This window comes from Mixta sp. Marseille-Q2659, from assembly GCF_940807255.1.
Taxonomy (GTDB): Bacteria; Pseudomonadota; Gammaproteobacteria; order Enterobacterales; family Enterobacteriaceae; genus Mixta.
In genome coordinates, this window is record NZ_CALNWY010000065.1 from 1 (window position 1) to 3,313 (window position 3,313).

Annotated in this window: 2 protein-coding genes; both read right to left on the reverse strand. The window is 56.4% G+C overall.

Features of this window, described 5'->3' with window-relative positions; genetic code table 11:
• The coding region (locus P3C52_RS20795) for a UbiD family decarboxylase (protein ID WP_275556760.1) at positions 1–1,402 on the reverse strand (1,402 nt) is incomplete at its 3' end.
• A gap of 59 nt (positions 1,403–1,461) precedes the next feature.
• Positions 1,462–2,910 carry an EmmdR/YeeO family multidrug/toxin efflux MATE transporter gene (locus P3C52_RS20800; RefSeq protein WP_275556761.1) on the reverse strand — a complete coding sequence of 483 codons (1,449 nt, stop codon included), beginning with the start codon at positions 2,908–2,910 and terminating at the stop codon, positions 1,462–1,464.
• Positions 2,911–3,313: the final 403 nt, after the last annotated feature.

Consider the following 3,313-nt stretch of genomic DNA (forward strand, 5'->3'; position numbering starts at 1 on the left):
GCGCTGTACAGTCAAAAATGGATTTACTGGTTAATCCCTTCGCCGACAGGCTGGGATCGTATTCCGGCGACTGGGAGGGATCGAGAACGTGGCAGCTGACGCCGGGAATGGCGATCAGATCGCGGTTGCCCTGGAAACGGGTCATCATCGCCCAGAGAATATCGTCGCTGTCGTAAATATCCACATCCTCATCCACCAGAATGACATTTTTCAGCTCAGAATAGATACCGAAAGCCAGCAACGCCGCCTGGCGTGCGCGCCCGTCGTCAAACGCTGATTTTTTGTTGCATTTCAGAATGGCGAGAAATTTACCGCCGCCCGCGCTGTGCGCGTAGACTTCACTGACAAAGCCCGGCATCGCCTTATCCAGCGCATGATAAATACTGCCTTCGGTGGGCAATCCTGCCAGGCTGACATGCTCTTCGCCAGGGCCGACCAGCGTTTGCAATATCGGATTTTTACGCGTGGTAATGGCGGTCACTTTAATGACCGGCAGGGACGGATTCGCATCGCCGTCATAGCCGGGAAACTCCGGCATCGCATGGCCGGTATTCGTGTTTTGATCTTCACGTACGTACTGGCCTGGCTCGATAACGCCTTCAATGACAATTTCCGCGGCGCCAATGGCTTTGGCGTTCACCGTTAGCGCATCAACCAGCTTCACCGGCTGCTGACGCAAGCCGCCAGCGACGGCAAGCTCGTCATAGCCCAGCGGCGTGGTCGGCGCTTCAAAGCAGGCGCCGATATGAATCGCCGGATCCAGCCCCATGTTGATGGTAACCGACAGCTTTTTGCCCTGCGCTTCGGCGCGTTGGCGGAACATATCAATATGACGGCCAGGCGCAAAAAAGATGCTCAATTCATCGCGGCTTTGGACGCAGAGACGATGAATCGTCACATCGGTGCCCAGTTCAGGATCGCTGGCCAGCACCAGCCCCAGGCAGAAATAGGGGCCGGCGTCCTCATCGGTATTGGTGGGCGCTGGCAGCAGCTTGCGCAAATCGAAGTCGGCGTCGGTAGCGCGATAAACCACTTCCTGACACTGTGCCGCTTCCGGCCCGGCATTGACCGGCGGTACCGGATTGCGTAACGCTTCATCAATGCGCTGCGTCAGCTTATGGGGCGGCGTATCCAGCAGCAAACCGACGCGCTCGCGGCTTGCCATCAGCCCCACCAGCACGCGCACATCGGGATACCCCTGCACATTATTGAACATCATCGCCGGGCCGATGCGCGTCGGGCGCTGTACCGTACCGCCCGCGCCGATACGTTTATAAACGCCGGCCAGCTCACCGTTGGGATCGACCGGATGATCGGTTTCAATATATTGCCCCGGCACTGACTGCAGCTTCTCCAGCGCAGCGCGAAAATCATAAACTTCTGCATTTTCCTGATTCGACATAACCGCTCCTTTCATTTGATAAAAGGTAAGTATGGAACCGGCATCTCACTGGCGCTGCGTCACTTATTGATTTGCGTCGGGTTTTGGGTGGAAACAGGCCGATACTTCTGCAGCCACTTGCCGCTGATAAGCCGTCGCCAAAAACAGATGCCGCGTACCAGCCAGTCAAGGAACATGCCCAGCCAGACGCCAACCACACCCATGCCCAGCACAATCCCCAGCAGATAACCGGCCACCACGCGCGCGCCCCACATACTTATCATCGAAACGTACATGGTATAACGCGCGTCGCGCGCCCCTTTCAGGCCAGCGGGCAGCACCCACGAGGCGGCCCAAATCGGCATACAGGCGGCGTTCAGCCAGACCAGATGCTTCACCACTTCGATCACGTCCGCATCGCGGGTATAAAAGCGCGCCAGCAGACCGGCAAAGGGCACCGAGAGGAAGGCCAGGCAGCACAGGCCAAAGGTCGCCAGCCAGAAAATATGCTTCAGCTGGCGCGTTGCCTGGCCAATTTGATTTTTGCCCAGCCGGGTACCGACAATAATGGTTGAGGCGGAGCCGAGCGCGTTACCCGGCAGATTAATCAGCGAGGCGATGGAAAAGGCGATAAAGTTACCGGCGATTTCACTGGTGCCCATGCCAGCGACAAAAACCTGGGTCAGCAGCTTGCCGCCGTTAAACAGCACCGATTCGATACTGGCCGGAACGCCGATGCCCAGCACTTCCATCAGAATTTTGCTGTTCCATCGGCTGAAATAGCTGCGCAGCGAAATGCGTAACGCCGGATTAAAACCGACCATCAGCACCACGATAACGCCAATCGCGCCGATATAACGGGAAATGGTCAGCCCCAGACCGGCACCGATGAAGCCCAGCCCTTCCCATGAGAAACAGCCGTAAATTAGCACGCCGCTGATAACGATATTGAGAATATTCATCCCGCCATTAATCAACATCGGGATTTTGGTATTGCCCGCGCCGCGCAGCGCGCCGCTGCCGATAAGCGCGATGGCCGCCGCCGGATAGCTCCAGGCCGAGGTTTGCAAATACTCCAGCGCCAGCTGTTTGACCTCTGGCGAGGCGCTGCCCGCGATGCCGTCAATAATCAGGTGACCGTAGAATTCAATCACGCCCACCAGCAGCAGCGACACCACGGTCATCAGCGCCAGTGACTGACGCGCCGCCGCGCGTGCGCGCTCACCGTCACGCTTGCCGAGACTGAACGCCACCACCACTGTGGTGCCAAGATCAACCGCCGCAAAAAAGGAGATGATCACCATATTGAAGCTGTCGGCCAGCCCGACGCCCGCCATCGCCTCTTTGCCCAGCCAACTGACGAGGAAGGTACTCAGCACCCCCATCAGCAGCACGCAGAGGTTTTCAATAAAGATAGGCACCGCCAGCGGCGTGATTTCACGCCAGAACAGCACCCGATAGGAACGCCGTTTGGGATACCACGCCGTGCCTTCAATGGCGCGCCGCAGTTTGACGAGTAAAGTTTGCAAGGTCGACCCGATGACTTGATAAAGGTGAGAATAATGATGATGGGCAATGGTCAGCGAATATGCAAAATCTTTCCGGTGCGGTTTAACGCTTTATTACAACTTCCTTTTTTGCAGCATGTGCCCTGACCATGCGCCGCCGCTCAGCACGATCCGCGCTGATTCCCGTGCGTCAGCCGGTTTGTTTATCGCTGTCATCAACGCTTATTGCGATAAATGCGGCAATAAATGAGCTGAAACGCTGATTAATACGACAGATTGTCTAAGCTTTCTGCAAACGGTACGCAACAATGAAAAAAGAGTTTTGACACGCGTCGGAAAATCAGTAATATGCGCCCCGTTCACACGATTCCTCTGTAGTTCAGTCGGTAGAACGGCGGACTGTTAATCCGTATGTCACTGGTTC